Source organism: Streptococcus sp. OMI750 (assembly GCF_047463895.1).
Classification (GTDB): domain Bacteria; phylum Bacillota; class Bacilli; order Lactobacillales; family Streptococcaceae; genus Streptococcus.
In genome coordinates this window covers 413,547-438,520 of sequence record NZ_JASHCZ010000001.1, presented here as the reverse complement: position 1 = coordinate 438,520, position 24,974 = coordinate 413,547, and the positions used below count along the sequence as shown (strand labels likewise).

Below are 24,974 nucleotides of genomic sequence, written 5' to 3'. Positions count from 1 at the left end.
TAATTGGCAAGAAAATAAAACGAAGAGATGACCTATCCCAATAACCACCGTCTTACTTTCTATATCATTTTGTGTTTTGATCACTTGTCCTGTGAATGCTTCAAGTCATCTTCTTGGTTGATGAGCCTTTCTTCCCAAGGATCATTGTCCTCTAATAGCAAGACCGTTCCTTGTGGGATATCGATCGACCAGAAATCAGCTTCCATATTAACTAAAAACTGGTAAATCAGGCGTAAGACTCCTAAATGTCCTACAATCACGATTTCGGGATCTTCTGTTTCGCGAATCTCCTTGACAATCGACCAGACCCGTTCTTTAAATTTTTCAAAGGGTTCAGCCTTAGACGGCGTCACCTCAAAGGGGCTTTCCAGCCATTCTTCCCAAACCAAGGGAAAGGCCGCTTGAATTTCGTTGGCTGTCCTTCCCTCCCATAAGCCGAAATCTCTTTCGTTCAAGGCTTTATAAGCTGTGGGATTCTGATCTGGGAAAATGATGGTAGCTGTTTCTTGCGTTCTTTTGAGCTGACTAGTATAAACTCGAGAAATGCTTCTTCCTTTCATCAATTGATGAAGGAGGGCAGCTTGTTCTTTTCCCGTCTCATTAATTGAGACATCCGCTTTTCCATAGAAAAACCGTTTTTTATTAAAGTCTGTTTCTCCATGGCGAATCAGGTACCACTTTTTTACTGTCATATGATCATTCCTATCAAAAATAATATCTGGGCTACTTCTACTGATGCTCCTAAGGTATCCCCTGTCTCCCCGTCAATCTTTTGATAAACGAACCAGCGAAAGGCTAGAGTTCCAAGAATGACCAAACTATAAGCAAGGAGCCCTTTGAGCCAAAAGCCAGCCATAAGAACAGCCAGTGGGACAATCTGAGCTAAGAGGATGGAACTGGTCTTGGTTCCGGAAAAGAAGTTTCCAGAGCCACCAGATTCTCTAGCATAGCGCATCTTGTAGAGCTGAATGGTCAAACCAACCTTTCCAATCATTGATAAAGAAGCGACAATCAGCCACTTGGGCTGGGGAAGATAAGGTCCCATGGCGATCATGAGGCCGTAATAGAAAATTAAGGCCAAGACACCGTTACTACCGATACGGCTGTCTTTCATGATTTCCAACATCCGTTCCTTGGAACGAGAAGAGAATAAGCCATCAGCTGTATCAGCAAGGCCGTCTAAATGGAAGCCTCCCGTTAAAAGAACATCAAAGAACAAGGTCAAAATCCAGGCAATGGTGTCAGGAAGTACCAAAGATGTCAAAACAAAAAATAAGGAGGAAATGAGCCCTAATAAGAGACCAAAGAGCGTTAAAATGGGAACTCCTTTTCGAACATAGGAGAGATCAACCGCTTTTGGAATCACAATCCGACTAAAAAATTGTGTATAGATAATCAGTGCTGAAATCATTTTAACTGCTGTGCCAGTCCACAAATAACTAAGTAGACTTCACTTGCCTCCTTTGCAATCATTTGATTGACCCGACCTTGAAGATCTCTAAAGTAACGTCCTAGACGCGTGTCTGGAACAATACCCAGACCCACTTCATTGGTGACAATCCAAAAAGTAGCTTGGCGCTCTTTCATGGCAGAAAGTATCTGAGACCACTCGGCTTCCATGGCTTCCAAAATTCGGGCTTGTTCGGCTTTACTTAAAAACTGCTCGTCTGATAAGTAGCCTTTCTCGGGATACCACTCATTGACCAAATCAAAAAGTCGATTGGTGGTTAACATGGTCGCACAATCTACTAAGTAATCACCATGATCATCTTGTTCAATCCAAGTCGCTAAGTCCCGGTATTGCTCGAGCGTATCCCAGCTTTGTGGTCGTCTTTCTTGATGCAGCTTGACCCGCTCCTGCCATTCTGGATCCTCTTTCATCACGAGACCAGTTGCTATGTAACAAACCCCTTCCTTCTGCAAAAGTTTGGATTCAGCGAAGGAGGATTTGCCACTACGAGCACCACCCGTGACTAAAACAATCTTCCCCATAATCTTCCTTTCATGACAAGTGGCTAAAGACTTTGTCAAAAGCAGCTAAAGTACGGTCCAGATCTTCAAAGGAATGAGCACTTGATAAGAAGTTGCTTTCATACTGAGATGGTGCAATATAAACACCTTCTTCTAAAAGCAAGCCATGGACCTTGGCAAAAAGCTGATGATCTGCTTCTTTGGAATCTTCAAAATTCAAAACTGGTTTTTCTGAGAAGAAAAATCCAAACATGGTTCCAACAGAGACTACTTGAAGGGCTACGCCATGCTTTTCTGCCAACTGGCGAAGCCCCTGACAGAGATAGTCTGTCTTTTCAACTGTTTGATCAAAGACTTCCTTGGTTAATAGGCGCAAGTTTTCATAGCCCGCTGCCATGGCAATTGGATTCCCTGATAGAGTTCCTGCTTGATAAATATCTCCTAAAGGAGCAATTTGATTCATGTATTGAGCTTTCCCACCAAAAGCAGCAACTGGGAAACCACCACCGATGACTTTTCCTAGACAGATCAAATCTGGATCGACTTGATACAAGCCCACTGCCCCTTGGTAATGAGCCCGAAAACCAGTCATGACTTCATCCATGATGAAGAGTGAACCTGCTTCTGTCGTGAGGCGGCGAATCTCCTCAATAAATTCTTTGTGGCCTGGAATCAAGCCCATGTTGCCGGCAACAGCTTCTACGATGACACAGGCAATTTCTGCCCCGTGTTCTTCAAAGCAGGTCCGTAAAGCTTCTAGATCGTTATAAGGAAGAGCAATGGTCTCACGCGCTACCTCAGGAATTACACCTGCTGAATCTGCAATCCCAAAGCTTGCTACACCAGAGCCAGCTTGTACCAAGAAAGAATCACTATGTCCATGGTAGCAACCAATAAATTTCACTACTTTTGGTCGTTTGGTAATCCCACGCGCTAAACGAATGGCACTCATAGTTGCCTCTGTTCCTGAATTGACCATACGGATTCTCTCAACGAAAGGCAAGCGTTCTTTAATCAGTTTGCCTAATTTGATCTCACGTGGACTTGGAGCACCGTAACTGGTTCCTTCCCATAGAGCCTCTTGCACTTCCTCAAGCACTTCTTTTCGAGCATGTCCTAAAATCATAGGTCCCCAAGAGAGCACATAATCCACAAATTGATTACCATCCACATCATAGAGGTAAGCTCCTTGAGAATGGTCAATGAAAAGAGGATTGCCACCTACTGCCTTAAAAGCTCGTACAGGGCTATTGACACCTCCTGGGAAAATAGATTCTGCTTCCTTGAAGTAATCATTTGATTGTGTTCGTTTCATCTTTCATCCTAGCCTTTCAAATATCCTGCTACATCCTTGGCAAAATAAGATATGATTAAATCCGCTCCTGCTCGCTTCATTCCGATAAGACTTTCCATGACAACGGCACGCTCATCAATCCAACCTTGGGCAGCAGCAGCCTTGACCATACTGTATTCCCCACTGACATTATAAGCGACTAGAGGAAGATCACTTTGCCTTCTTAGATCTCTCAAGACATCTAAGAAGGCAAGAGCGGGTTTCACCATGAGGAAATCTGCTCCTTCTTCTTCATCACTTTGAGCTTCTCGAAGAGCTTCTAAACGGTTTGCTGGATCCATCTGGTAAGTCTTTCTGTCTCCAAAAGCTGGTGCACTTTCACCGGCATCCCGAAATGGTCCATAAAAACTAGAGGCAAACTTAACCGAATAAGACATAATGGGTACCATGTCAAAGCCAGACTTATCTAAGCCTTCACGAATCGCCGCTACGTAACCATCCATGGCATTCGAAGGAGCAATAATGTCTGCTCCGGCTTCTGCTTGGCTTATGGCTACTTGAACTAAGCGGTCCAAAGAAAGATCATTGACAACCGTTTCACCATCTAGGATGCCACAATGTCCATGACTAGTAAATTCACAGAGGCAGGTATCTGCAATTAGTATGAGATCTGGATAGTGTTGTTTGATCAAGCGAAGGGCTTTTTGAACGATCCCGTCTGGGCTAGAAGCCTGTGAACCAACTTCGTCTTTTTCTGCAGGGATTCCAAACAGAATAAAGGCTTTAATCCCAAGTTGCACACAAGATTCCACCTCTTCTAAAAGATCCGTCAAAGCAAATTGAAAGACACCTGGCATGGAAGTCACTTCTTCTTTTTGCTCTAGATTTTCTTTTATAAAAAGCGGTTGAATAAAGTCATTGACGCTTACAGTCGTTTCTCTGACCAAATCTCTCATGAGAGAATTTTTTCTAAGTCTACGATGTCTTTTAAAATTCATGATCTTGTATCTCCTTTATAATCACCTCTACCAATTGTAGCATGGATGGACTAGAAGGCATATAGTTTACCGAGACACCACAATCTAAAACAGCTTTTGCTGTGGTCTCTCCAATCACCCCAATTTGGTGATACTCTGGTAAAGAAAGCCCCTCTTGATAAAAAAAATCCCAGGCTGACGGACTGGCAAAGGTCCAAACGCATGTTTCCTTTAAGGACAAGATGTCTCTTATTTTAGCGATTCCCTCTTGATTGGCGACCGTTTGATAAAGAGGCCAAGCGTAAACGTCATGTCCCAATTCCTGTAACATCTTTGGATAGGTCGGATTGGCCAAATCACTATGAGGGAAGAGAATGTTTTGCGGATCCCCATATTGACTAGCCCACTCCTTGATAAAATCCACTCCATACTGACTACTGGACTCAAAGGTGACATCTAGTTGATGCTCTCTCAATAACTTACTGGTCTGACTTCCGATCGAGGCAATCTTTAAATCAGGTCTCAAATAGGGAAGAAATAACTGAACTGTATTGGCACTCGTAAAGAAGACCCAATCAGCTTTGGCCAGTTTTTCTTCAAAAATGAGTGGAAGGGGATTGCCTTGGGTGCAAATGAGGGGCGCATGCAACCATTTGACTTGGTTCCGGTCTAGTAAAGTCTGTAATTCGACAGAGGGCTCTTGTTCTCTTGTAAAAATAATTAAGCTTCCCACCATTTGTCCGTTAAGGCTCCTTTTTCCATTAGTTGCTCCAAAGCCAGTTTGGGAAGATCGCTCCCATTCTCAGAAGTGAGAGACACATACAAGCAACGATCCTTACCATCTGCCAACATGGTCTTCAACTGGTATTGCCCCTCGATATATTGAGCATGGGCTCCGACCGGGAAGGTACAATCCGCATTCATCAAGCTTAGAAAGCTTCTTTCCAATTGGATGCAGTTTTCTACTTCCTGATCATGAATCGCAGCCAATAGATGCAGGACTTCCTCATCATCTTCCCGGCATTCGACGGCTAAGGCCCCTTGTGAAACAGCAGGAATAAATGTATAAGGATCTAAAAATTCTAAATTCAAAGAAGGTGACTGATCTAAATACCCGATCCGTTTTAGGCCAGCAGCAGCTAGCACGATAGCATCGCATTCGCCTTCTTGTAACTTGCGGATGCGCGAATCAATATTTCCACGTAAAGGTTTGAATTGGAGATCACTTCTTAGACTCTGAAGTTGGACCTGGCGTCGAATACTACTGGTCCCTACAACTGCCCCTTGCGGAAGAGTTTCAAGAGTCATGCCTTCTTCTCTAAAGATCAGACAGTCTCTGACATCTTCTCGCTCCGGAATGGCACCAATGGTACATCCGTCCACAAGGATAGAAGGAACATCTTTTAAACTATGGATGGCGATATCGATGTCTTGATTTAAGAGCGCCTGCTCAATTTCCTTGACAAAGACCCCTTTTCCACCAATGGTTTGCAGAGAAACATGAACCAACCGATCTCCTTGGGTTTTATAGGGGACCAATTCAAACTCCACATCAGGATGGCATTCTTTTAAGCGCTCTACCACCATTTTGGTCTGGGTCATGGCCAACTGACTTTTCCTGGTTCCGACTTTAATGCTTCTCATGGTTCACTCCCTTTCCACTATGAAGATCGAAAATTTTAGCAATTAGGGCAATATCATATTCCGAATTTTCACCCACAGACATTTCTTTCAATTGCAACAAAGGCTCCTTTAAGATCTGATTGATGATGCTCTTCATATGCTTCGAAATTTGTTTCTTTTCTCGATCAGTAAGATCTGGAAGTTTGCGTAATAAGCTTTCCATAGCTGACTGCTGAGCCTGGATGGCTTTTTCTCGAATCTCTTGAATCAGGGGAATAATGCCTAACTGCTGCTTCCACTCTTCAAAACTCACCAGTTCACTGGAAATCTCTGCTTCGATACTCTTAGCAATCTCATTTCTTTCCTCAAAAAATGCTTGCAATTCGCTGGTGATATTTTCGATATTGTGAATGGTAATGGACGAATTTGGATGACAGGTCCGTGGCAAGCATAAGTCGAAAACAATCGCACCTGCTTTCACCATATGCGGATAGAGAATATAGCCTTCAGACTTGATAGCAGTGAAAATGATATCCGCATCTTTCACGGCTTCTTCTAAATCATCCCAAGAATAAGCCTGAATACGATCTTCTGTTAAATAAGGATTGGCCTTGGAAAGGGTACGATTCACCAAGCGGATAGACTGAAAGGGACGTTGTAGAACGTACTTGGTTACCAATTGCCCGATTTCCCCTAATCCGATGACCACGATTTTTGTATTCTCATAATCAAGGTCTTCCTTATCCAACATTTGTAAAGAGGTCAAACCGATGGACATAGGCCGGGCATTGATCCGGTAGACATCGTGCATTCTTTTAGCAAAGGTCACGGCTTGCCTAAAAGCTTGATTGAGGACGATTCCTGTCGTACCAGTTTCTTGGGCGCTCAAAAAGGCCTGCTTTAATTGACCGAGAACTTGTGTTTCACCTACAATCTTGGAATCTAAGCCAATGGATACTCTAAATAAATGTTCTAAAGCCTCATTGCCTTCTTTAAAGGTAAGATAAGGCTCAAGTTCCTCGATGTCAATCTGAAACCAATCTGCCAAAAAATGCTTGGAATAATAGCGACCGGTATGCAGTTGGTCAACAACCAGATACAACTCTGTCCGGTTACAGGTTGAAAGGATGACATCTTCCAGAATACTCTTTTCCTCTTTTAATTTGAGTAGAGCTTCTTTTTTTTCTTCATCAGAAAAATGAACCCGCTCTAAAATGGATAATGGTGCTACACGATGAGTGACACCAACATATAATAAATACATTCTGTCCGCCCCGTTCTTACAATTGATCTAAAAGTTGTTCGATCTTTTTTCTGACTTCTTTTGAGCGCGATGGCGATAAGCCGTTTGTAGAGATCATGACGGAAAGTTCCTTATTTGAAGCAATAGCCACATTATAAAAATCGGAATTTTTCTTATCCCCAGTATTATTGACGAACTGACTAGGGTGCGCCTCTTCCATCACTTTTTTATTGACTTCCTGGTTATCTGTGCAGGCAAATACCAATTTTGCCCCTTCCAAATCCCCAGTTTGGTAGCTTCTTTGAATCCATTCAACCTGCGATTTAGGAATCACTTCATTGATTTCAGGACTAATGACTGTAACCTTGGCCCCTTCTGACAACAAAGTCTTAATCTTGCGGGCTGCTACTTTTCCCCCACCAATAATAACGACTGGTTTATTTTGGATATTCATCATGACAGGATACATGACTATTCTCCCTCTTTTCTTTCTCTAAAAATCTTAGCACTTCGTTTATAGACTGTATCTTTGACTTCTAGGCGATGGTTGACCAAGCGAGCTATGACAAAGAAGTAATCTGACAAGCGATTGATATAGATCAAGCCGACTTCATTGACCATTTCATCTGCTTCAATGACAGCGACCATTTTTCGCTCCAATCGACGGGTCATAGTACGAGCAACATGACAGAGACTGGCGATCCGATGGCCGCCAGGAATAATGAAGCGATCAATCTTTTCTGGAATGTGCATATAAGCATCCATTTTTTCTTCTAGGAAGGTAATATCTGACTCCTTTTGTTTATAAGGTCTCAATTCTCTAGGAGTAGCAAGATCGCTTCCACAGTCAAATAAATGTTGCTGAATCTCCTCACATTCTTCTCTGATATCATCTAATTCTTTGTATTCCTTCATTTCAGATACCAGGTAGCCAACTTGAGAACACAATTCATCCATGGTCCCGTATGCCTCCACACGAATATGTGTTTTAGACACACGATCCCCACCATATAGTCGGGTAAACCCTTTATCCCCATACTTTGTGTAAATTCTCATTAAAGCTCTTCTCCGTTCATAATCTGGTAAATCTTTTTCATATCGACTGCATCACGAATAACTGCTGCCAGTTTATCATATTGCAAATCCTTAAATTCTTTGAGATCAATCGCCTGATCTGTGATAGGTTCCAAGCCCTTTTCCAGGCGGATTTGGTTCAAATAATCGCGCGTCCATTGAGAATTATCAAAAACTCCGTGAAGATAGGTTCCTTGGATTCGTTTATCTGGTGAAACGGCACCATCATACCTACTAGTCTCTTCGCCATTCTGAAGAACAATGCGAGAAAAAGGCGATACCTGATCTGAAATTTCAGTTTCTCCCATATGGATTTCGTAACCTTCCAAGAGTTGCCCCTCATGTTCTGCTTGAACTTGAGTGGTGCGTTTGGTTCCTTGCATCTGGGTTTCAACATCAAGAAGTCCCAATCCTTCAATTTCATCCAATTCTGATTCGACATGGTTTGGATCTGAAATTTTCTTTCCTAAAAGTTGGAAGCCCCCACAAATTCCAAAAATGCGAATACCCTGATCAGCGCACTGACGGATTTGATCAACAATCCCTGAATCTTGGAGAACTTGCATATCTTCGATAGTATTTTTGCTTCCAGGTAGAATCAAGAGATCCGGATTTCCAATGGCATCCCCTGGCATGACATAACGAACTGAAACGTCCGGTTGAATTTCCAAACTATGAAAATCTGTGAAGTTGGAGATGCGTTTTAGGGTGATAATGGCCACATCCAGGTCTTTTTCATGATTAAAGCTGCGTCCTTTACTACCTAAAGCGACACTATCCTCACTATCAATATCGATATCTGCATAAGGGACCACACCTAGGACAGGCACGTGGGTAAGCTCTTCGATCATATCGATTCCAGATTGAAGGAGGGCAACATCTCCCCTAAATTTATTAATCAGAACCCCTTTGATCCGTTTTCGGTCCTCTTCTGGCATTAATTCGATTGTACCATAAATAGAGGCAAATACTCCTCCCTTGTCAATATCAGCAACTAAGATGACCGGAGCATCAACCAGACGCGCCATTCCCATATTGACGATATCGCGTTCGTTTAAGTTGATTTCTGCTGGACTACCCGCACCTTCTAGGATAATGGCGTCGTATTCCTGGTCTAGTTCTTGATAGACTTCTTTGATTTTAGGCAGTAACTCCTGCTTAAATTCATGGTAATCCACCGCATCCATATCTTTAAGGACTTTGCCCATAAAAACAACTTGGGATTTACGATCCGAAGTTGGTTTCAGTAGGACAGGATTCATGCGAACATCTGGATCGATACCTGCGGCTTCTGCTTGTACGACCTGAGCTCTCCCCATCTCAAATCCTTTTTTGGTGATAAAAGAATTTAAAGCCATATTTTGGGATTTAAAGGGAACAACTGTGTAACCATCTTGTTTTAAAATACGACACAAACCCGCGGCAATTAAACTTTTACCTGCATCGGAAGCCGTCCCCTGAATCATTAACGATTTTGCCATAGATATCCTTCTTTCAACTGTTCAAACAGAATTTCTTCATTTTCGACTAAAGGTGTTTGGATGGCCTGATGGAGTTTGACAATCCATGGGACCGAAAGGCCTGCATCCAGTAGAATCTCTTCTTTTTGAAATACTTCGTATTTCGTCCCTTGGGTCATGATTTTTCCTTTTTTAATCAGGTAAGCATAATCACAACAATCATACATAAGATCCATGTCGTGGCTGGTAACAATAATGCTCGTTCCGTTAGAAACTAGTTTTTTCATAATCATGGCCATTTGGTCCCGCCCTTTAGGATCCAATCCAGCGGTCGGCTCATCTAAGAGCAAAAATCGAGGTTTGAGGGCCAACATTCCTGCAATAGCAACTTTTTTCTTTTGGCCATAACTCAAGTATTGTACCGGACGGTCCTGCAACTCTTTGATATCCATTAACTCAATGGCTTCTCGCACTCGTTTTTCGCACTCTTCTTCCGGATACCCCAAATTCTCTAATGCCATGCCGATGTCATCTTTGGCAATGGTATAAAACAGTTGTTGTTCCGGATTTTGAAAGACCATATTGACTTCTTGTCGATAGGAAAATAAATCTTTCTTTTTGTCTTGAATGAGCTGCTGATCCAAATAAACACTACCTTCTTGGGGTTTAAGCAGTTTGGTCATCACCTTCATCAAGGTAGATTTCCCTGAACCATTGGTACCAATGATCCCGGTAATTTTACCTTCCATGAACTCCATATTCACATGTTCTAAGGCTTTTAAATCATCAAACAAAACCGTAATATTCTCTAATTTCAACATATTTTTATTCCTCCTCATCGAGTTCTTTAGCTTGCGCAAATTTTAAGCTTAAGACCTCATTTAACCGTTGATTGTCAGCCAATAATTTCACAAACAAGGTATTGGCTAATCTTCCCCAGCCAAGATAACTTTTTTTCTTATTGACAAATGAAAACTTCAAATCTAAGGTATCTCGAATGGTTAAAAATTCGATTAATACTAGAAAGATAAAGCGATACATAAGAACGATTAATTCCATTAAGATAGCCGGCAAATGAAGGGTTTTACAAAGCTTCATCATCTGGTTAAAGGGAATGGTTAAAGCCATAAAATAGGTTGAAATTAAAGAACAGTAAATTCTCATAACAATTGGTCCAACTTGTTTAGCAGAAGAATGAAAAACTCCTAAATAGCCATGACTTCCAACTGGAATGGCCATTAAAAACTGATGACTATTTTCACCATAGCTAATGACAAAAGTCGCCATACTTAATAAAATGAAAATAGATGGATAGCGAAACCAGCTCAAGTATTTTAAAATAGGAAGTCTAGCAATATAACACGTCAAGGGGACCATGATAGCAATTAGTAGAATTTGTAAGGGGAGGAAACCAGAGAAAGAAATGACCATTAACAAAATATACAAACTGAACTTATGCAGTTCTGGAACTGCAGTCCAACGGTTGTTATACGCATAGCGATCAATTACAAACATAGTTTCCTCCCATACAAATACTTAATAAACTAAATTATTTTTCTTGATGTTTTTTTCCTCTTTGGTAACCGATGACATAAAAGATAATCCCCGCACCGATACTACCTTGAAGGGTAAAGAGCAAGCTTTCAACTTCTGATCCTGGTGGTTCAAACAAGGGTGAGAACCATGGTTCATAATCTTTCTGGATAGTAGAAATCGCATTTTCTGCAGCATCATCCGTACCACTATATTCTACTCCCTTAGGAGCAAATAAGAAAGCACCGACAATAATCACAACAATGGCAGCTAATAACAAAAGATTTTTTTGTTTTTTCATAGGAAGAGCCCCTCTCTTTCTGTCGCATTTTCAGAAATCAAGTTATAGAAGATAACTGTAAGTAGTCCTTCTACAATGGCAATTGGAATTTGCGTAATTAGAAAGACTCCTAAGAACTTAATGGTTGACCCTACAAATCCAGTGGTTGGATCCGGGAAGACCAATCCAAGTTGAAGGGAAGTTGTTGCGTATGTTGCTAAGTCAGCAATCATCGCACACAAGAAGAGTGAGACAGGTTTAGATAGTTTCAAAGAACGACTGAATTTATAAACTGAAAATCCAACAAAAGGACCTACAACTGCCATTGAAAAGGCATTGGCTCCAAGTGTTGTCAAACCACCATGGGCTAAAAGAAGAGCTTGGAACAACAAACAAATGGTTCCTAGTACACTAATAACAGATGGTCCAAACATAGCAGTTCCCAAACCAACACCGGTTGGGTGAGAGCTTGACCCTGTTACAGAAGGGATTTTCAATGAGGATAAGATAAAGATAAAGGCACCTGACAAGGCCAACATAGTTTTAGAATTTGGATCTTTTGAAACAATCTTCTTAATCTTGATCAAACCTAAAATGAAAAATGGTAAAAATAACAAGAACCAAACAATACACCATACTAATGGGAGATAGCCTTCCATAATGTGCATAGCAGATACAGGTTGAGGTCTAAAGATAAGTAGCAATACCAAAAGAGCAATTGCTATCATTTTTTTACGTTGTTTCATAATATCACTCCTTTTTCATTACCCTAATGGATGTTTCTTAACCAATAGGGTTGTAAAATAATCCAATTTGTCATCGACTGTTAAGTCCGACACTCCGTACAAAATTCTTTGCTTTTCAGTAGAGGCACGACTGACTAAAAAAGTTTTTTCAATATGGAACGACCGTGTAGCCATCTTGCTTTAAAATACGGCAAAGCCCTCGGCAATTAAACTTTTACCAGCATCTGAAGCTGTTCCCTGAATCATTAACGATTTTGCCATAGGTATCCTTCTTTCAACTGCTCAAATAGAATCTCTTCATTTTCAACAAGGGGTGTCTGGATTGCCTGATGAAGTTTGACAATCCATGGGACAGAAAGTCCAGCATCCAACAACAACTTTTCCTCCTGGAACACTTCATATTTTGTCCCTTGAGTCATAATCTTGCCTTTCTTGATGAGGTAGGCATAGTCACAACAGTCATACATGAGATCCATGTCGTGGCTGGTAACAATAATGCTGGTTCCATTGGAAACTAGTTTTTTCATAATTATGGCCATTTGGTCCCGCCCTTTAGGATCCAATCCAGCAGTCGGCTCGTCTAACAATAGAAAACGTGGTTTGAGAGCTAACATCCCCGCAATGGCTACTTTTTTCTTTTGGCCGTAACTCAAATATTGCACCGGTCGATCCTGCAACTCTTCGATATCCATCAGTTCAATGGCTTCTTGAACCCGTTTCTCACACTCCTCTTTGGAGTATCCTAAATTCTCTAATGCCATGCCAATATCATCTTTTGCAATGGTATAAAACAATTGTTGCTCCGGATTTTGAAAGACCATATTGACTTCTTGCCGGTAAGCAAACAAAGCTTTCTTCTTATCTTGAATGACCTGATTATCCAAACTCACACTGCCTTCTTGGGGCTTGAGCAGTTTGGTCATCACCTTCATCAGGGTAGATTTCCCTGAACCATTGGTTCCAATAATTCCAGTGATCTTTCCTTCCATGAATTCCATATTCACATGGTCCACAGCTTTCAAATCATCAAATAAAACTGTAATATTCTCTAATTTTAACATTTTTTATTCCTCTTCATCAATTTCTTTAGCTTGAGCAAATTTCAGGGTTAAGACATCATTTAACCGTTGATTGTCAGCCAATAATTTCACAAACAAGGTATTGGCTAATCTTCCCCAGCCAAGATAACTTTTTTTCTTATTGACAAATGAAAATTTCAAATCTAAGGTATCGCGAATGGTCAAAAATTCGATTAAGACTAAAAAGATAAAGCGATACATGAGGACGATTAATTCCATTAGAATATCTGGCAAATGGAGACTCTTAAAAAGCTTCATCATCTGGTTAAAGGGAATGGTTAAAGCCATAAAATAGCTTGAAATTAAAGAACAGTATATTCTCATCATAATAGGAAGCACTTGTTTTGCCGAAGCATGGAAAATACCAAAATAGCCATTGCTTCCTACAGGGATGGCCATTAAAAACTGATGACTATTTTCACCATAGCTGAAAACAAAGGTTGCCATACTCAATAAGATAAAAATCGATGGGTAACGAAACCAGCCTAAGTATTTAAAAACTGGAATTTTGGCAATATAGCAAGTCAGAGGTACCATTACAACTATTAACAAAATTTGTAAAGGAAGGAAACCAGAGAACGAGATAACCATCAATAAAACATATAAAATAAATTTATGCAGCACTGGAACTGCAGTCCAACGGTTGTTATAAGCATAGCGATCAATCACAAACATAGTTTCCTCCCCTACAAATACTTAATACAATGACTTATTTATCTTGGTGTTTTTTCCCTCGTTGGTAACCGATGACATAAAAGATAATTCCAGCACCGATACTACCTTGGAGCGTAAAGAGTAGGCTTTCAACTTCTGATCCTGGTGGTTCAAACAAGGGTGAAAACCATGGTTCATAATCTTTCTGGATAGTAGAAATCGCATTTTCTGCAGCATCATCCGTACCACTATATTCTACTCCTTTAGGAGCAAATAAGAAAGCACCGACAATAATCACAACAATGGCAGCTAATAACAAAAGATTCTTGTGTTTTTTCATAGGAAGAGCCCCTCTCTTTCTGTCGCATTTTCAGAAATCAAGTTATAGAAGATAACTGTAAGTAGTCCTTCTACAATGGCAATTGGAATTTGCGTAATCAGAAAGACTCCTAAGAACTTAATGGTTGAACCCACAAATCCAGTGGTTGGATCCGGGAAGACCAATCCAAGTTGAAGAGAAGTTGTTGCATAAGTCGCTAAATCTGCAATCATCGCACACAAGAAGAGTGAGACTGGTTTAGATAGTTTCAAAGAACGACTGAATTTATAAACTGCAAATCCGACAAAAGGACCAACTACAGCCATTGAAAAAGCATTGGCACCAAGGGTTGTCAAACCACCATGGGCTAAAAGAAGAGCTTGGAACAACAAACAAATGGTTCCTAGTACACTAATAACAGATGGCCCAAACATAGCAGTTCCCAAACCAACACCGGTTGGGTGAGAGCTAGATCCTGTTACTGAAGGGATCTTCAATGAGGATAAGATAAAGATAAAGGCACCGGATAAGGCCAACATGGTTTTTGAATTTGGATCTTTTGAAACAATCTTCTTAATTTTTATCAAACCTAAAATGAAAAATGGTAAAAATAGTAAGAACCAGACAATACACCATACCAAAGGGAGATACCCTTCCATAATGTGCATAGCAGATACAGGTTGAGGTCTAAAGATGATCAGCAATACTAAAAGAGCAATTGCTATCATTTTTTTTCTTTGTTTCATAATATCACTCCTTTTCATTACCCTAATGGATGTTTCTTAACCAATAGGGTTGTAAAATAATCCAATTTATCATCGACTGTTAAGTCCGATACTCCGTACAAAATCCTTTGCTTTTCAGTAGAGGCATGACTGACTAAAAACGTTTTTTCAATCAGGTCATACTTCTCCAACAAGGGAAGAATCACATCCAAATGATTGGCCACTTTCATAATCACAACTGTATCATGGATCGCTAGTGCTTGGTCAATCTTATCCGCATCTGCTGTAGCAGGAACAACTGCAAAGGACTCTTCATCCATGGTTAAGGGTTGCCCTAAGACAGAAGCCATGCTACCAAATGAGGTAATCCCAGGAATGGTTTGGGTATCAATGCTATTCCCTATTAGCCTCAAGAGGTAACTATAGGTACTATAGACCATCGGATCCCCTAAAGTGATAAAGCCAACATTCCTCCCAGCTTTTACATCTTCTACAATTTCAGCAGCAATTTGTTCCCATTGAGGTTCCTTCTTTTCTAAGGAACGAACCATTGGAAAGTGGCGTTGTTTAATCTCTAGATGATCACTGACATAGGGACTCGCAATCGTCAATGCCACACTCTTAGAACCGCGTTTGGCTTCAGGAGTGTACAAAATATCCAATGTTTGCAGAATATTTTTGGCTTTAACGGTTACGAGTTCACTGTCTCCTGGACCAATCCCAATACCGTAAAATGTTGCCATTTTAGACCTCCTATTTAATAATCTTTTCTAAGTGTTGAACATAGAGTTCTTGAACACTTGGGTATTCACCAAGTCCAATCAAGTGTGTCTCTACTTGGTAGCCTTTTTCTGTAAAGAAGTGTTTCCATGATCCTTCTTCATCCGAACACAAATCATTGGTAGCATGATCCCCAGCCACTAACATAAAGGGAGCAAGATGAACTTTTTTAACGCCTTTAGCTTCCAGACGCTTTTCGAGTAACTCTACCGGAGGATAAGACTCGACACAGCCGATATAGACAGCTTCATCCGTCAACATATGATCCAAAGCGGCGTAGGCAGTAAAGGCATAATGCTGACTACCATGTCCCATTAGGATGGTTGCTTCCTCTACATCATTATTATTGTATTCTTTTACAAGGATATTTGCAACATTTTCATAATCTTTTTCACTAAAAAGAAGAGGTTTCCCGATTTTTAGAAGTTCAAAATCTTCTTTAAACTGGTTGGCTTGGTGAACCACTTTTTCATATTCACTTCCCAAGATAATGTGGAGTGGTTGAATATAAACTTCCTTGACACCATCCTTTTTCAATTGTTCCAATAATTGATTCACAGTTGGAACTGAGATTCCTTCATTTTCTTTAATACGCTTAATGACAACATTCGAAGTGAAGGCACGGTGGACCTGAAAATCTGGGAACCGCTGTTGGATCGTCTCTTCACAGGCTTGAATGGTTTTCTTTCGTGTATCAGGATAGGTAGTACCGAAACTGACAACAATAATCGCTTTAGTCATTTTCACTTTCCCTTCTAAAAAAAGTTTGGCAAGCTTCACAAACCGATTTTAAGGTTCTCTCTTCTGTTTCAATCAACTGATGATAGCCAGCTTTTTCCAATACAGACCTAGTATTGTCTCCCATAATGACAATCGGTTTCTCTTTCCAATTCTCTTGGGTTTTCTCTGCCATCAACACAAAGTGGTAAGCTGCGGCAGAGTTTGGCAAACAGATCAGCTGGATATCCTCTGCATGGTAAGCAAAAGATTCACTTTCAAAGGCCACAGAATGAGTGGTGTGGATCGGGAAGTTCAAAACTTCTGCTACTGCTTTTTGCTTAATATCAGAAGTGAGAATGATCCAGTTTCCTTCTTGCTCCCTCATCCGTTTCACAAAATTCTCTTCTGCAACATCATTGATTTGATCATAGAGGCGAATACCTGCTTCTTTAATGGTCTTGATGGTATGATGACCACTTGCTACAATCTTCAAATGACTGAGACTCCGAATATCCAGATCTTCTTGTTGCAAATAGGCAACAAAGAAGTTCCAAGAGCTTGGGTCTGTCACTACTAAACCGTCGATGCTAGAAAGTTGAGGAAGTTGCAGTTCTTTTGCAAGTAATTTACTTGGTGACTGAAAAGCATACACCGTCGCCCCAGCATCCTTCAATAGTTTAGGAAGCTTGGCATTAGGAGTTTCTTGCACCAAAACGGTTCGACCGAACAAAGGCAGTTTTTCATGGTAGTTCAATTCCTCACGAAAAGCAACAACGTCCCCAATCACAATCAAACTCGGTGCTTTCATCTGGTGTTTTTCAGCCAGTTCAACAATGGTCTCTAATTTTCCATCGATCGAGCGTTGTTGAGGGTGAGTAGCCCATTCGATAATCGCAACCGGAGTTTCCTTATCATAACCACGAACCATCAATTCCTCACAAATGGTCTGCAAGTTTTTCATTCCCATAAGGAAGACTAGAGTTCCTTTTAAGTGGGAAATCGCATCCCAATTCAGTGCTTCACTGGCATCTTGTAGATGGCCAGTGAAGACATGAAAGCTAGTTGCGATATTTCTAAAAGTCATGGGAATACCAGCATAAGCAAGGCCAGCAATCGCAGAGGTGATTCCAGGAACTACTTCAAATGGAATTCCTTCCTGGATGAGAGTTTGTGCTTCCTCTCCTCCTCGGCCAAAAATATAGGGATCGCCACTTTTTAGGCGAACAACTTTTTTCCCTGCTTTGGCTTTTTCAACTAGGACTTCCTCAATTTCTTCTTGGGAGACACAGGGTTGATTAGGAATCTTACCAACATAAATCTTTTCACAGTCCGATTTTGTGTAAGACAGAAGCATAGGATTCACTAAGCGGTCATAGATGAGAACATCCGCCTCTTCTAGTCTCCGTGCTCCTTTAATAGAGATTAATTCTTCATCCCCTGGACCTGCACCAACTAGACTAACAAAGCCACTCATTCTGCCACCTCTTTCTTCAAATAGGCTTCCAATTCTTCAATAGTTGAAACCACTTTAGGATAATGAACGATTGGCCGTGAAATAATCACACAATCAATCCCTAGTTCTTGGCAACCTTCAATCTTTTCTCGAATCCCACCAATATTTCCACTTTCTTTAGAAACAAATACTTCTGCTTTCGAGCGTGCTAATAATTCTTTATTGCATTCTTTAGAGAAAGGAGCTTTGATGGCATCAATTTGATCCGGAACAAGTCCCAACTCTTCACAACCTTTTAGAACTTCCGAAGTTGGAAGAACACGAACCACAATACGCGACTCTGGTAAACCATGAACAAAAAGTGGCAAGGTTTTGCTTCCAGTTCCTAAATAGACTGTTTTATACTCTTTCTCTTTGATGTATGCAATGGCTTCTTCTGTCGAATGAACAACGGTAGCACCCGATAAGTCGATGGTAGCTTGTCGTTCAAAGCGCACATATGGAATTCCAGCCTGATTCGCTGCTTTCATCGCTTCTTGAGAGACAATATCCGCAAAGGGATGCGAAGCATCAATAATTTCATCAACGTCATTCTCTTTGATGAAAGCAACCATTTGGTCAGCTGTCATTCTTCCTTGGACCACGTTCTGCCCAAATTTAGAAGCTAAATGGCGGCCATAATCCGACACAACAGAGGTAGTCACCGGGATATTCTGTTGCGAGAGGAATTCAAGAATCTCTGTACTTTCAGCTGTTCCACCGAAAAGTAGTTTCATCATAGTGTATATCCTCGAGGTGTGATCATGCGTCCATTTTTCACATAAGTCTCTTTGTTTCCAACAATGACAATTGTGGTCATGTCTACAAGAGTTTCATCCAAGTCTTCAATCGTAGTAAGCACAATTTGTTCTTCCTTACGTCCGATATCCTTACCGATACCGACAATCGTATCTTTCGATTTGTATTGAGACATAATTTCAAGCGCTCTTGCTAAGTGCTCTGGACGACCTTTACTTCTTGGATTGTACAGACAAACAACAAAGTCACCTTGTGCTGCTGCATGAAGACGTTTTTCAATCATTTCCCATGGAGTCATCAAGTCACTAAGTGAAATATGACAGAAGTCGTTCATGAGAGGTGCTCCCATCACTGCAGCTGCTCCAAGGCTTGCTGTAATTCCTGGCACAACCTTCACTTCAAGCGTATCGTTTTCTTCTAATAACTCGAGGATCAAACCAGCCATCCCATAGACACCGGCATCCCCACTCGAAACGACCCCAACATTTTTTCCAGTTTCGTGAGCTAGATCAATGGCTTTTTGACAGCGTTCAATTTCATGACGCATCCCAGTCGCAACCATTTCTTTATCTTTTACAAGATCTTTGATCAAACGCATGTAGGTAGAATACCCTACAATAATTTCACAATCCTTGATTGCTTCCAATGCCTCTTGAGACATCAATTCTTCTTTACCTGGGCCAAGTCCAATAACGTATAACATATTTATTTCTCCTTAATTTAAATATTTAATAATTGTTAACTAATTTACCAAGTGCAAATGTTGCACCATTTTGTGCAAATCGTTGGGTTAGCACATTCCCTTTACTTGCAAGATCAGCGCTAGCAAGCGCAACACTTCCAACCCCAACAGTCTTCTTAACAAATTCCGATTGCGGATATTTATCCGCCACCACTAGCAGTTCCTCCTTGGAGTAAGTGTGGAAAGGACAGTCAAGGTGTTGGGCTAATTCTAGTATCGCCTGTTCATTTTTTTTGACATCAATACTAGCAATTTTTGCGATTTCTGAACCGGAGATTCCCTCTTGTTCACAAAATGCATGAAAAGATTCCATAAAAGTGGAAGGTGGAAGATCCTTCTTTGCCCCAACTCCTAAAACATAGGGTTTTGGATGAATCAGGGCTACCACTTCTTCGTCAACCTCAACTGCTTGAGAGGTCAACCAAATAAATGGGCTCTTATTGGCAAGGACTTCCTGAATCTGATTTTCTTCAATTACTGTTAGCCCTCTCAGGTCAGAAACCCAAGGCTTTTCTTGATAAAAATAGACACAGTCCTTATTCGCTAAATAAGAATTGATTACTTTCACTAAGTGGCGCAATTCTTCCCGCCACCCATTTACTTCTTTCGCAATATTATCCAAGGCTACAACATTTTGTGTATCGGTTGCGGTCGTGATCACTGGATTTGAATCTAATAATTCAGCGATTTTAAGTGTAACTTGATTGGCCCCACCTAAGTGACCACTCAATAAACTAATCACATGATTGGCTTTTTCATCCATAACGATCACAGCAGGATCAGTTGTTTTGTCTTTAATAACAGGGGCAATGCCTCTGACAACCGCACCAATCGCCATGATACAAATTAAGACATCCACCTCTTGGAATACCGTCCGAAGTCCTTCAATGACACGTCCTTCAATCGGTACCGTCCGAGAGTCAGCGATTTTCACAGTAGTATAGACCGGACAATCAATCCCAAGTTTTTCCTTGAGCTCTAGTCCGAGATTTTTTGCGTTGTTAGTAACCGCCACAATGGCGTAACGAGGGGAATCATTTAGCATGCGAACTCAATCCTTTACGGAATTCATGGTGGAATTCTTTGTGATAGAGTTTAGAGTAGTAAAACTCTTCACCTAAGAAATCTCCAACTAAAATCAAGGCAGTTTTTCTAATTTTAGCTTCTTTGACCTTCTCAGCAATGGTCTCCAACGTCCCAAAGACCTTGCGTTCATCTGGCCAAGTTGCCTTATAGATTACTGCGACAGGTGTTTCTATTGGATAGCCACCCTCAACCAATTCAGCCACCACTTTTTCAATCCCCTGTACAGATAAGAAAATGGCCATAGAAGTTCTGTGCTGAGCATAGCTTCGGAGGGATTCTCGTTCAGGAACAGGGGTCCGTCCGGCCATGCGAGTGATAATCACACTTTGAGAAACTTCAGGGACTGTATATTCTGTTCCAATACTTGAGGCAGCTCCTAGGAAAGAGCTCACCCCAGGAATACAGTCAAATTCAATTCCTCTCTTCTTCATCTCTTCTGTTTGCTCACGAATAGAACCATAAATAGAGAAATCGCCTGTTTGTAAGCGAACGACGTCTTTTCCAGCTTTCACTGCTTCTTCCATGACATCAATAATTTCCATCAAATGCATAGACGCGCTGTCATGAATCTCCGCACCTTCCTTACAATATTGAAGAAGATCTGGATTCACGAGAGAACCCGCATAAATGACCACGTCCGCTTGGGATAATTTTCGATAACCTTTTAGGGTAATGAGTTCCACATCACCAGGTCCTGCGCCTACAAAATGTACAATTGACATACCTTTATTTCCTTTCTGGTTTTACAGCTGAAACAATAATAGTTGGGTTTTGCTGTTTGAAATAATGCCCTTTTCCTAGGGCAGACCATCTGCTCGCTTGGATGGATACGACGTCTAAGTCTTGCCATTCCATCTCTTCAGCAAGCTGAATCGCTTCCATAGCATTTTCCAAGAGGATAAAGTTTAAAACAAAGCGTCCTCCCGGAACTAACAGATGTTCACACCACTCAAAGATTTCAGCCATATTGCCCCCGGTTCCACCGACAAATATCGCATCGAATTGACCTTTTAGCTCAACAGGAGCTTTGCCTTTTATTAGAGTAATATTCTGACAGCCAAAGTAGTCAATATTCTCCTTTGTCAAGGCAACAGCATCTTCATTTTGTTCAATTGCTACGACTTCCAAATTTGGAAAGGAAACAGCTGCTTGAATCGTTACACTACCGGTACCAGAGCCAACATCCAACATTCTCTTAGCTTTATGCAAGTCTAATTTATCAATACTGATAGCTCTGACTTCTTCTTTAGTCATTGGGACCTTTGCTCTAATAAATGCCGAATCCTTCATTTAGTATCACCACCACATTCATTTCATATTGTCGATCGATAACTTGATCTTCCGCTAAAATTTCAATTTTTTCATCTTCATAGCTAAGATTTTCACCAATGACTAAGACTTTTTTCAATCCCCGTTTCATAACTTCTTGTGCTATTTCATAGGGACCAATTTTCTTATCCGTCACCATAAATACCTTTGGTAAAGAAAGCAAGAAATCAAAATCTGGAATTTTTGCATGGCTACTTGTTAAGTAGGCATCGTTCATAGGGAGAAAGACTTTGCTCGCGAGATACTGGAAGGAAGAAATCCCTGGCTGAACCACCACGCGCCCTTTAAATTTCTCAGACAACCATTTCCCCAAACCATAGATTAGGGGATCGCCCGATGCTAGATAAAGAATGGTTGCATCTTCTGGATAAGACTCGATTAATTGAGCTAACTCCGCAAGTTTCTTTGGAGGTACAACTCCTTTTTCTTGATAGGCAGCTGGAAGGATTTCTAAATGTCGCTCACTTCCAAGAATATAGTCTGCCTTCTGATAGATCTCTTCACTTCCCAAAAGTCCATAGGAAGGGGCTCCTGGCCCTATTCCAATTACATAGATCACGTCCATTCCTCCGCTATTTCTTCTAATGTTTGGGTTGAGGCTAGGTACCCAGCTTCTGTCCCAAAGGTTACTACATCAATGCTGACTTCCGGCTTCCGATTCCGCAGCAACCGCTCCGAACGGAATTTCATCTTGTCCACCAGCACTTGATAAACTTCTTCGTAGTGATACTCCTCAATCAAGGTCCCAGCTGCATCTGTTGTAATGCACTGATCCACTTTCTCAAGAAGTTCAACTGGAGCACCCAGCAAGGCTAGATTGGCCATAATGATTTCCATTCGCGCATCTGAGTCTTTACTGTGAGTTGAGAAAATCCCACCAGCGACCTTGACAAATTTACCCATGTGACCAACCATCAGGACGCGAGTAAAGCCAATCCGCTGGACTTCTTTAAGGACATGCCCAACAAAGTTACTCATGTTCACAATTCGATGAGGTGGAATCCCCAGCACATTGGTCGCAAAGTCCTCACCATAATTTCCGGGAGCTAACACAACAGACCGATAGCCTTGATTGTATAACATGGTTAATTCAATCGTAATAGAGGCTTTCCAACTCTCTTCCGACATAGGATTGACAATTCCTGTCGTCCCCAAAATGGAGATCCCTCCTACAATTCCTAAGCGTGAATTATAGGTCAACTTGGCTGTTTCTTCCCCACCCGGTACCGAAATAATAATTTTCGCTCCGCAGTTTGGACCCAGTAATTGTCGGGCTGTTTTTTCAATCATAGCCCGAGGAGTTGGGTTGATTGCGGCCATTCCAACATCGCATTTCAGCCCTTTTTGTGTAACACGACCAACACCTTCTCCTCCATCGATCTCAATGTCATTTGAATCTGGTAAGAGAGTCACTGTCGAATAAATCAGGAGTCCGTGCGTCGCATCTGCATCATCACCACCATCTTTTTCGACAGCGGCACTAGCAGTCAGTTCAGCAAAAGAAGGATCTTTGATATCCATTGTTACTTCGACTCCATTCGCCGTAGAAACTGTAACTTTTTCTTCGATATCTTGATTCAAAATCATGCTAATCGCTGCGGCTGTAGCAGCTGTCGCACAAGTTCCAGTAGTGAACCCTTTTCTTAGTTTTTTTCCATTGACATATGCGTAATCATCCATATAGTTCCATTTCCTTCACGACTTAATTATTTGGGACTACGAAGCGTTGGTAATCATCCATTTCTTGTTTGTACTGGTACAGAATGGCATTGACCACTGCTGCTGCAATCGTACTTCCACCCTTACTTCCCAATGCAACAATAGAAGGAATTGGGCTCTCATGAAGCTTCTGTTTTGATTCAGCTGCACCGACAAAGCCAACCGGAACACCAATAACAGCATCAGGAACTAGTGTTCCTTCTTCTACCATATCCAAGACTTTAAAGATAGAAGTTGGAGCGTTTCCGAATACAAACAATTTAGGACCCAATTCATTGGCCGCATGTTCTACCGCTGCCATAGAACGAGTGATCCCTTTTGCCTTAGCTTCTTCAAAGATTGCTGGTTCATTTACCAAACATCTGTAGGCCACCCCTAGTTCATCCAAGATTCTTTTATTAAATCCACCTAGAACCATGGTCGTATCTGTAAAAATGGTTCCCTTATTTTTGATAACATCTAGAATATGGTCGATAGCATCATTTGAAAATTTGATATTGTAGAGGTAATCAAAATCTGCACTCGCAAAAACAACTCGTTTCCAAACTGCTTCATGAAATGGATTATCAAAAACAATATCTGGATGTTCCTGATCAATGATTTCTTGAATCTTTTTAAAGCTAGCTTCTTCAATCTGATTTGATACTTTTATATAACTCATGAATACCTTATCCTTTTTTATCATTTAAAGCTGTTGAATAACGAACATAGTCTTCTGTTACGATCGTTTGCATTTGATAGATAATCGCATTAATAATAGCCACGACAAGGGTACTTCCCCCTTTACGTCCTTCATTGACCATGACAGGCAAGTCAGTCGCTAATAAAGCTTCCTTAGACTCTAAGACATTGATAAATCCAACGGGCACACCGATAATCGCGTCTACCTCAACTTTTTTCTCTTTGATCAAATCAAGGAGATGGAACAAAGCAGTCGGAGCACCACCAAAAGCAAATACTTTAGGTCCTTCGATCTCTGTTGCTTTTTCAATAGCAGCCATTGCTCGAGTAATGTTTTTTTCCTTAGCAAGCTGGATGACATCTTCATCATTAATCAAGCAACGGTAGGAAACGCCCATTTGGTCCAACACCCGTTTATTGATCCCATTTAAGGAAATGCTAGAATCCACAATGATGGTCCCTTTATTTTGAATCACATCAACGATTCGTTCATTAACATGATTGATAAATTTCATGGTATAGAGATAGTCAAAATCACCCGTGGTATGAATGGCGCGTTTAATAATCGCCTCTTCCATGTCTTCATGGAATTCATAGCCAGGATGATCCTGGTCGATCACCGATTGAATGATCTGAAAACTTTTTTCCTCAATGGAGGACGGGTTTTTAATATAGGACATACATACTC

Annotated in this window: 31 protein-coding genes; all 31 read right to left on the bottom strand. The window is 41.0% G+C overall.

Going from position 1 to position 24,974, the window contains the following annotated elements; genetic code table 11:
* Positions 1-80: 80 nt before the first annotated feature.
* A complete protein-coding gene (locus tag QM830_RS02315) occupies positions 81-692 on the bottom strand; it encodes a histidine phosphatase family protein (RefSeq protein WP_009730890.1) in 612 nt (203 codons plus the stop codon).
* Positions 689-1,411 (bottom strand): adenosylcobinamide-GDP ribazoletransferase, encoded by a 723-nt coding sequence (cobS, locus tag QM830_RS02310; protein WP_009730889.1) that lies wholly within the window; start codon positions 1,409-1,411, stop codon positions 689-691. The genes QM830_RS02315 and cobS overlap by 4 nt, the downstream gene beginning before the upstream one ends.
* Positions 1,408-1,992 (bottom strand): bifunctional adenosylcobinamide kinase/adenosylcobinamide-phosphate guanylyltransferase, encoded by a 585-nt coding sequence (gene cobU / locus QM830_RS02305; RefSeq protein ID WP_009730888.1) that lies wholly within the window; start codon positions 1,990-1,992, stop codon positions 1,408-1,410. The genes cobS and cobU overlap by 4 nt, the downstream gene beginning before the upstream one ends.
* Positions 1,993-2,002: 10 nt before the next feature.
* Positions 2,003-3,286, bottom strand: coding sequence for a glutamate-1-semialdehyde 2,1-aminomutase (hemL, locus tag QM830_RS02300; RefSeq protein WP_009730887.1), 1,284 nt, complete (start codon positions 3,284-3,286; stop codon positions 2,003-2,005).
* A gap of 8 nt (positions 3,287-3,294) precedes the next feature.
* Positions 3,295-4,263 carry a porphobilinogen synthase gene (gene hemB, locus QM830_RS02295; protein ID WP_414325448.1) on the bottom strand — a complete coding sequence of 323 codons (969 nt, stop codon included), beginning with the start codon at positions 4,261-4,263 and terminating at the stop codon, positions 3,295-3,297.
* Complete coding sequence (locus tag QM830_RS02290) at positions 4,253-4,978, bottom strand: uroporphyrinogen-III synthase (RefSeq protein ID WP_195347875.1); 726 nt, start codon at positions 4,976-4,978, stop codon at positions 4,253-4,255. The genes hemB and QM830_RS02290 overlap by 11 nt, the downstream gene beginning before the upstream one ends.
* A complete protein-coding gene (gene hemC / locus QM830_RS02285; protein ID WP_195347876.1) occupies positions 4,963-5,886 on the bottom strand; it encodes a hydroxymethylbilane synthase in 924 nt (307 codons plus the stop codon). Before hemC ends, QM830_RS02290 begins: the two co-directional genes overlap by 16 nt.
* Complete coding sequence (gene hemA / locus QM830_RS02280) at positions 5,873-7,129, bottom strand: glutamyl-tRNA reductase (RefSeq protein ID WP_009730883.1); 1,257 nt, start codon at positions 7,127-7,129, stop codon at positions 5,873-5,875. The genes hemC and hemA overlap by 14 nt, the downstream gene beginning before the upstream one ends.
* A gap of 16 nt (positions 7,130-7,145) precedes the next feature.
* On the bottom strand, positions 7,146-7,577 hold the full coding sequence (locus QM830_RS02275; RefSeq protein ID WP_009730882.1) for a bifunctional precorrin-2 dehydrogenase/sirohydrochlorin ferrochelatase: 432 nt from the start codon (positions 7,575-7,577) through the stop codon (positions 7,146-7,148).
* A gap of 2 nt (positions 7,578-7,579) precedes the next feature.
* The gene (locus QM830_RS02270) at positions 7,580-8,164 is read right to left on the bottom strand and encodes a cob(I)yrinic acid a,c-diamide adenosyltransferase (RefSeq protein WP_006596220.1); all 585 of its coding nucleotides are present in this window, start codon (positions 8,162-8,164) and stop codon (positions 7,580-7,582) included.
* Positions 8,164-9,663 carry a cobyric acid synthase gene (locus QM830_RS02265; RefSeq protein ID WP_195347877.1) on the bottom strand — a complete coding sequence of 500 codons (1,500 nt, stop codon included), beginning with the start codon at positions 9,661-9,663 and terminating at the stop codon, positions 8,164-8,166. The genes QM830_RS02270 and QM830_RS02265 overlap by 1 nt, the downstream gene beginning before the upstream one ends.
* Positions 9,648-10,463 (bottom strand): energy-coupling factor ABC transporter ATP-binding protein, encoded by an 816-nt coding sequence (locus tag QM830_RS02260; protein ID WP_414325446.1) that lies wholly within the window; start codon positions 10,461-10,463, stop codon positions 9,648-9,650. The genes QM830_RS02265 and QM830_RS02260 overlap by 16 nt, the downstream gene beginning before the upstream one ends.
* 4 nt (positions 10,464-10,467) lie before the next feature.
* Positions 10,468-11,157, bottom strand: a complete 690-nt coding sequence (locus QM830_RS02255; RefSeq protein ID WP_414325445.1) for a CbiQ family ECF transporter T component — start codon at positions 11,155-11,157, stop codon at positions 10,468-10,470.
* A 34-nt stretch (positions 11,158-11,191) separates the two neighbouring features.
* Positions 11,192-11,476, bottom strand: a complete 285-nt coding sequence (locus QM830_RS02250; protein WP_006596212.1) for an energy-coupling factor ABC transporter substrate-binding protein — start codon at positions 11,474-11,476, stop codon at positions 11,192-11,194.
* Entirely contained in the window at positions 11,473-12,201 is a 729-nt protein-coding gene (locus tag QM830_RS02245) for an energy-coupling factor ABC transporter permease (RefSeq protein WP_414325444.1), read from the bottom strand. The genes QM830_RS02250 and QM830_RS02245 overlap by 4 nt, the downstream gene beginning before the upstream one ends.
* A gap of 245 nt (positions 12,202-12,446) precedes the next feature.
* Positions 12,447-13,262, bottom strand: a complete 816-nt coding sequence (locus QM830_RS02240) for an energy-coupling factor ABC transporter ATP-binding protein (protein ID WP_006596214.1) — start codon at positions 13,260-13,262, stop codon at positions 12,447-12,449.
* Positions 13,263-13,265: 3 nt separating this feature from the next.
* Positions 13,266-13,955 (bottom strand): CbiQ family ECF transporter T component, encoded by a 690-nt coding sequence (locus QM830_RS02235; RefSeq protein WP_006596213.1) that lies wholly within the window; start codon positions 13,953-13,955, stop codon positions 13,266-13,268.
* A 34-nt stretch (positions 13,956-13,989) separates the two neighbouring features.
* The gene (locus QM830_RS02230) at positions 13,990-14,274 is read right to left on the bottom strand and encodes an energy-coupling factor ABC transporter substrate-binding protein (protein ID WP_414325442.1); all 285 of its coding nucleotides are present in this window, start codon (positions 14,272-14,274) and stop codon (positions 13,990-13,992) included.
* Complete coding sequence (locus QM830_RS02225) at positions 14,271-14,999, bottom strand: energy-coupling factor ABC transporter permease (RefSeq protein WP_414325440.1); 729 nt, start codon at positions 14,997-14,999, stop codon at positions 14,271-14,273. Before QM830_RS02225 ends, QM830_RS02230 begins: the two co-directional genes overlap by 4 nt.
* Before the next feature lie 17 nt (positions 15,000-15,016).
* On the bottom strand, positions 15,017-15,721 hold the full coding sequence (locus QM830_RS02220) for a cobalt-factor II C(20)-methyltransferase (protein ID WP_414325438.1): 705 nt from the start codon (positions 15,719-15,721) through the stop codon (positions 15,017-15,019).
* Between the two features lie 10 nt (positions 15,722-15,731).
* Positions 15,732-16,499: a sirohydrochlorin cobaltochelatase gene (locus QM830_RS02215; RefSeq protein ID WP_414325436.1), complete on the bottom strand. Its 768-nt coding sequence runs from the start codon at positions 16,497-16,499 to the stop codon at positions 15,732-15,734.
* The gene (gene cobA, locus QM830_RS02210) at positions 16,492-17,952 is read right to left on the bottom strand and encodes a uroporphyrinogen-III C-methyltransferase (protein WP_155169099.1); all 1,461 of its coding nucleotides are present in this window, start codon (positions 17,950-17,952) and stop codon (positions 16,492-16,494) included. Before cobA ends, QM830_RS02215 begins: the two co-directional genes overlap by 8 nt.
* Complete coding sequence (cobK, locus tag QM830_RS02205) at positions 17,949-18,710, bottom strand: precorrin-6A reductase (RefSeq protein WP_414325435.1); 762 nt, start codon at positions 18,708-18,710, stop codon at positions 17,949-17,951. The genes cobA and cobK overlap by 4 nt, the downstream gene beginning before the upstream one ends.
* Complete coding sequence (gene cobJ, locus QM830_RS02200) at positions 18,707-19,432, bottom strand: precorrin-3B C(17)-methyltransferase (RefSeq protein ID WP_414325434.1); 726 nt, start codon at positions 19,430-19,432, stop codon at positions 18,707-18,709. Before cobJ ends, cobK begins: the two co-directional genes overlap by 4 nt.
* A gap of 25 nt (positions 19,433-19,457) precedes the next feature.
* The gene (locus QM830_RS02195) at positions 19,458-20,516 is read right to left on the bottom strand and encodes a cobalt-precorrin 5A hydrolase (protein ID WP_414325432.1); all 1,059 of its coding nucleotides are present in this window, start codon (positions 20,514-20,516) and stop codon (positions 19,458-19,460) included.
* Positions 20,506-21,279 (bottom strand): cobalt-precorrin-4 methyltransferase, encoded by a 774-nt coding sequence (locus QM830_RS02190; RefSeq protein ID WP_049516003.1) that lies wholly within the window; start codon positions 21,277-21,279, stop codon positions 20,506-20,508. The genes QM830_RS02195 and QM830_RS02190 overlap by 11 nt, the downstream gene beginning before the upstream one ends.
* A 4-nt stretch (positions 21,280-21,283) precedes the next feature.
* Positions 21,284-21,847 carry a decarboxylating cobalt-precorrin-6B (C(15))-methyltransferase gene (locus QM830_RS02185; RefSeq protein WP_414325430.1) on the bottom strand — a complete coding sequence of 188 codons (564 nt, stop codon included), beginning with the start codon at positions 21,845-21,847 and terminating at the stop codon, positions 21,284-21,286.
* A complete protein-coding gene (locus QM830_RS02180; protein ID WP_003006921.1) occupies positions 21,825-22,451 on the bottom strand; it encodes a cobalt-precorrin-7 (C(5))-methyltransferase in 627 nt (208 codons plus the stop codon). The genes QM830_RS02185 and QM830_RS02180 overlap by 23 nt, the downstream gene beginning before the upstream one ends.
* Positions 22,442-23,566 (bottom strand): cobalt-precorrin-5B (C(1))-methyltransferase CbiD, encoded by a 1,125-nt coding sequence (gene cbiD / locus QM830_RS02175; protein ID WP_414325428.1) that lies wholly within the window; start codon positions 23,564-23,566, stop codon positions 22,442-22,444. Before cbiD ends, QM830_RS02180 begins: the two co-directional genes overlap by 10 nt.
* Before the next feature lie 22 nt (positions 23,567-23,588).
* On the bottom strand, positions 23,589-24,266 hold the full coding sequence (locus tag QM830_RS02170) for a cobalt-precorrin-8 methylmutase (protein WP_155169087.1): 678 nt from the start codon (positions 24,264-24,266) through the stop codon (positions 23,589-23,591).
* Positions 24,267-24,273: 7 nt separating this feature from the next.
* Positions 24,274-24,966 (bottom strand): cobalt-precorrin-8 methylmutase, encoded by a 693-nt coding sequence (locus tag QM830_RS02165; RefSeq protein ID WP_009730866.1) that lies wholly within the window; start codon positions 24,964-24,966, stop codon positions 24,274-24,276.
* Positions 24,967-24,974 lie beyond the last annotated feature (8 nt).

Coding starts and splice junctions, on each gene's coding strand:
- QM830_RS02265 (WP_195347877.1), bottom strand. CDS start 9,663: ATGGCAAAATCGTTAATGATTCAGGGGACGGCTTCCGATGCAGGTAAA.
- QM830_RS02180 (WP_003006921.1), bottom strand. CDS start 22,451: ATGGACGTGATCTATGTAATTGGAATAGGGCCAGGAGCCCCTTCCTAT.
- QM830_RS02290 (WP_195347875.1), bottom strand. CDS start 4,978: ATGGTGGGAAGCTTAATTATTTTTACAAGAGAACAAGAGCCCTCTGTC.
- QM830_RS02235 (WP_006596213.1), bottom strand. CDS start 13,955: ATGTTTGTGATTGATCGCTATGCTTATAACAACCGTTGGACTGCAGTT.
- QM830_RS02255 (WP_414325445.1), bottom strand. CDS start 11,157: ATGTTTGTAATTGATCGCTATGCGTATAACAACCGTTGGACTGCAGTT.
- QM830_RS02240 (WP_006596214.1), bottom strand. CDS start 13,262: ATGTTAAAATTAGAGAATATTACAGTTTTATTTGATGATTTGAAAGCT.
- cobS (WP_009730889.1), bottom strand. CDS start 1,411: ATGATTTCAGCACTGATTATCTATACACAATTTTTTAGTCGGATTGTG.
- hemC (WP_195347876.1), bottom strand. CDS start 5,886: ATGAGAAGCATTAAAGTCGGAACCAGGAAAAGTCAGTTGGCCATGACC.
- cobK (WP_414325435.1), bottom strand. CDS start 18,710: ATGATGAAACTACTTTTCGGTGGAACAGCTGAAAGTACAGAGATTCTT.
- QM830_RS02220 (WP_414325438.1), bottom strand. CDS start 15,721: ATGGCAACATTTTACGGTATTGGGATTGGTCCAGGAGACAGTGAACTC.
- QM830_RS02230 (WP_414325442.1), bottom strand. CDS start 14,274: ATGAAAAAACACAAGAATCTTTTGTTATTAGCTGCCATTGTTGTGATT.
- QM830_RS02315 (WP_009730890.1), bottom strand. CDS start 692: ATGACAGTAAAAAAGTGGTACCTGATTCGCCATGGAGAAACAGACTTT.
- hemB (WP_414325448.1), bottom strand. CDS start 4,263: ATGAATTTTAAAAGACATCGTAGACTTAGAAAAAATTCTCTCATGAGA.
- QM830_RS02190 (WP_049516003.1), bottom strand. CDS start 21,279: ATGTCAATTGTACATTTTGTAGGCGCAGGACCTGGTGATGTGGAACTC.
- cobU (WP_009730888.1), bottom strand. CDS start 1,992: ATGGGGAAGATTGTTTTAGTCACGGGTGGTGCTCGTAGTGGCAAATCC.
- QM830_RS02165 (WP_009730866.1), bottom strand. CDS start 24,966: ATGTCCTATATTAAAAACCCGTCCTCCATTGAGGAAAAAAGTTTTCAG.
- QM830_RS02225 (WP_414325440.1), bottom strand. CDS start 14,999: ATGAAACAAAGAAAAAAAATGATAGCAATTGCTCTTTTAGTATTGCTG.
- hemA (WP_009730883.1), bottom strand. CDS start 7,129: ATGTATTTATTATATGTTGGTGTCACTCATCGTGTAGCACCATTATCC.
- QM830_RS02250 (WP_006596212.1), bottom strand. CDS start 11,476: ATGAAAAAACAAAAAAATCTTTTGTTATTAGCTGCCATTGTTGTGATT.
- QM830_RS02270 (WP_006596220.1), bottom strand. CDS start 8,164: ATGAGAATTTACACAAAGTATGGGGATAAAGGGTTTACCCGACTATAT.
- QM830_RS02185 (WP_414325430.1), bottom strand. CDS start 21,847: ATGAAGGATTCGGCATTTATTAGAGCAAAGGTCCCAATGACTAAAGAA.
- QM830_RS02170 (WP_155169087.1), bottom strand. CDS start 24,266: ATGAGTTATATAAAAGTATCAAATCAGATTGAAGAAGCTAGCTTTAAA.
- QM830_RS02275 (WP_009730882.1), bottom strand. CDS start 7,577: ATGTATCCTGTCATGATGAATATCCAAAATAAACCAGTCGTTATTATT.
- hemL (WP_009730887.1), bottom strand. CDS start 3,286: ATGAAACGAACACAATCAAATGATTACTTCAAGGAAGCAGAATCTATT.
- QM830_RS02245 (WP_414325444.1), bottom strand. CDS start 12,201: ATGAAACAACGTAAAAAAATGATAGCAATTGCTCTTTTGGTATTGCTA.
- cobA (WP_155169099.1), bottom strand. CDS start 17,952: ATGAGTGGCTTTGTTAGTCTAGTTGGTGCAGGTCCAGGGGATGAAGAA.
- QM830_RS02195 (WP_414325432.1), bottom strand. CDS start 20,516: ATGCTAAATGATTCCCCTCGTTACGCCATTGTGGCGGTTACTAACAAC.
- cbiD (WP_414325428.1), bottom strand. CDS start 23,566: ATGGATGATTACGCATATGTCAATGGAAAAAAACTAAGAAAAGGGTTC.
- QM830_RS02260 (WP_414325446.1), bottom strand. CDS start 10,463: ATGTTGAAATTAGAGAATATTACGGTTTTGTTTGATGATTTAAAAGCC.
- cobJ (WP_414325434.1), bottom strand. CDS start 19,432: ATGTTATACGTTATTGGACTTGGCCCAGGTAAAGAAGAATTGATGTCT.
- QM830_RS02215 (WP_414325436.1), bottom strand. CDS start 16,499: ATGACTAAAGCGATTATTGTTGTCAGTTTCGGTACTACCTATCCTGAT.